We start from the raw sequence: 2,267 nt of genomic DNA on the forward strand, positions 1-2,267 counted from the left end.
AGCCGGCCTTGGCGGTGTCGCCGAGGCGGCGCATCTGTTCGATCAGGCCGGGGCGGTGTTCGTGGAACTCCTCCTTGGGCAGGAGGTCGGCTTCGGAGACCACGCCGACGACGCGGCCCTCGCCCTCGATGACGGGGAGGGCGGTGACCTTCCAACGCCCCATGGCGGCGGCGATGTCCTTGAAGCCGGTCTCGGGAGTGATGGCGATGACGTTGGTGGTCATCACGTCGGCGACGGTGTACGGGGTGGAGGCCATGGCGGGTTCCTCAGCGGGCGTGGGCGAGCGGGGTTCCGCTGCCGTGAGGGGCGAACAGGTCGAGGAGCCGGGTGCGGGCGGCGTCGAGCCGGTCGGCGATGACCGCGGCCACGGCGGTGGAGACGGAGCGGCCGACGGCCGAGTCCTCGGTGCACAGCTCCCGTACGGCGGCGGCGTCGAACTCGAGGGCGATCACGTCGTGGGTGGCGGTGGCGCCCAGGTGCCAGGTGTAGGGGCGGAACATCCAGGACCAGCCGAGCAGTTCGCCGTAGCCGAGGGTGTCGATGATGGCGTCCTTGTGGCCGGGCACGTGGGTGTCCAGGTCGACGGTGCCGCACTCGATGATCCAGAACTTCTCGGCCCGCCGGCGCTCCTTGAAGATGCGGGTGCCGGCCGGGAACGTGACCCGGTGGGAGTGGGCGAGCAGGGCCTCGCGTGCTTCCGGGGTCATCTGCTCGAGGATGCTGTGCAGGGTGCTCATGGGGTGCCTCCAGCCCTTTCCCCTCACCGTGCGCCGGGTGCCGCGGGAGCCGGGAGGGCCGCGCGGTGCAGACCGCGGGACCGTCCGGCCCTCCTCAGCGGACCAGGACGGCCTCCCCGGACCTGGGTACGACGGCCGTCCAGCCCAGCTCGTCCGTGATCCGGTCGCGCAGGGTCTCGGCGGCGCTCTCCTCGCCGTGGACGAGGTAGGTCGTGTGCGGGGGCGGCGCGGTGCGCAGCCAGTCGACGATCTGGCCGGCGTCGGCGTGGGCGGAGAAGTGCGGGACGTCGGCGACCTCGGCGCGCACGGGGACGTACTCGCCGAACATCTTCAGCACCCGTGCGCCGTCCACCAGGTCCCGGGCCCGGGTCCCGGCGGCGGCGAAGCCCACGATGACGACGGCGTTGCGGGGGTCGGGCAGGGTGCGGTGGAGGTGGTGCAGGACGCGGCCGCCGGTGGCCATGCCGGCGGAGGACACGATGATCGCCGGGCCGGTGGCGCCGTTGATGTCGATCGACTCCTGGACGGTGCGGGCGGCGAGGAACGGATCCGGGCTGATGGCGGCCTCGCCGGCGGCGATGATCTCGGGCCGCAGCTCGGGCGCGTGGGAGCGGACGGCGTCGCGGTAGACGTCGAGGGCGGCCAGGGCCATGGGGCTGTCGACGTAGACGGGCACGTGGCGGGGGAGCGTGCCGTCGTCCCGGAGCGCGGCGAGTTCGTGCAGGACGACCTCGGTGCGGTCGATCGCGAAGGCCGGGATGACCACCGTGCCGCTCCGGGACAGCGCGCGGGTGATCACCGAGGCGAATTCGCGTCGCGCGGTCTCGTGGTCGTGCCGGCGGTTGCCGTACGTCGACTCCATGAGGAGGGCGTCGGCGCCGGTGAACGGCTCGGGCGGCAGGAGGAGCGGGTGGCCGGGCCGGCCGAGGTCGCCGCTGGTGGCGAGGGTGTGGCCGTCCTCCAGGGTCAGATGGGCCCAGGCGGAGCCGAGGATGTGGCCGCCGTGGTGGAGCGTGAGCTTCGTCCCGCCCATGATCTCGACCTCGCTGCCGACGGGAACCGGGTCGAAGAACTTCACCGTGTGGTCGACGTCGTCATCGTCGTACAGGGGCTTGGCGGGCCGGTGCTTGGACCAGCCGTGCCGGTTGGCGTGCTCGGCGGCCTCCGTCTGCAGCTTCGCGCTGTCGCGGAGCACGATCTCGGCGAGGCGGGCGGTGTACGCGCTGGTCAGGACGGGCCCGCGGAAACCCTGCCGGACCAGCCGCGGCAGGTACCCGCAGTGGTCCAGGTGGGCGTGGGTGACCACGACCGCGTGGATGTCGGCGGCGTCGCAGGGCAGCTTGTCCCAGTTGCGGCGCCGCAGGTCCGCCATGCCCTGGAAGAGCCCGCAGTCGACGAGGATCCGGGCGTGGTCGCTCTCGACGAGGAACTTGCTCCCGGTGACCGTCCGCACGCCGCCCAGGAAGCGGACCAGTGCGGGGCGGGACCTGGCGGGGGCGGGTGCGAAAGACGGGGTCGGCAGGGACATGG

3 protein-coding genes are annotated in these 2,267 nt (G+C 72.8%); all 3 read right to left on the reverse strand.

What is annotated here, in order from left to right:
- On the reverse strand, window positions 1–256 hold a 256-nt coding region (locus tag VR44_RS08640), incomplete at its 3' end, for a CBS domain-containing protein (RefSeq protein WP_045946811.1).
- A 10-nt stretch (window positions 257–266) separates the two neighbouring features.
- Window positions 267–737 carry a cyclic nucleotide-binding domain-containing protein gene (locus VR44_RS08645; RefSeq protein WP_045946812.1) on the reverse strand — a complete coding sequence of 157 codons (471 nt, stop codon included), beginning with the start codon at window positions 735–737 and terminating at the stop codon, window positions 267–269.
- Between the two features lie 94 nt (window positions 738–831).
- Window positions 832–2,265, reverse strand: coding sequence for an MBL fold metallo-hydrolase RNA specificity domain-containing protein (locus tag VR44_RS08650; protein WP_045946813.1), 1,434 nt, complete (start codon window positions 2,263–2,265; stop codon window positions 832–834).
- Between the last annotated feature and the right edge of the window lie 2 nt (window positions 2,266–2,267).

This window comes from Streptomyces katrae, assembly GCF_000966975.1.
Taxonomy (GTDB): domain Bacteria; phylum Actinomycetota; class Actinomycetes; order Streptomycetales; family Streptomycetaceae; genus Streptomyces; species Streptomyces katrae.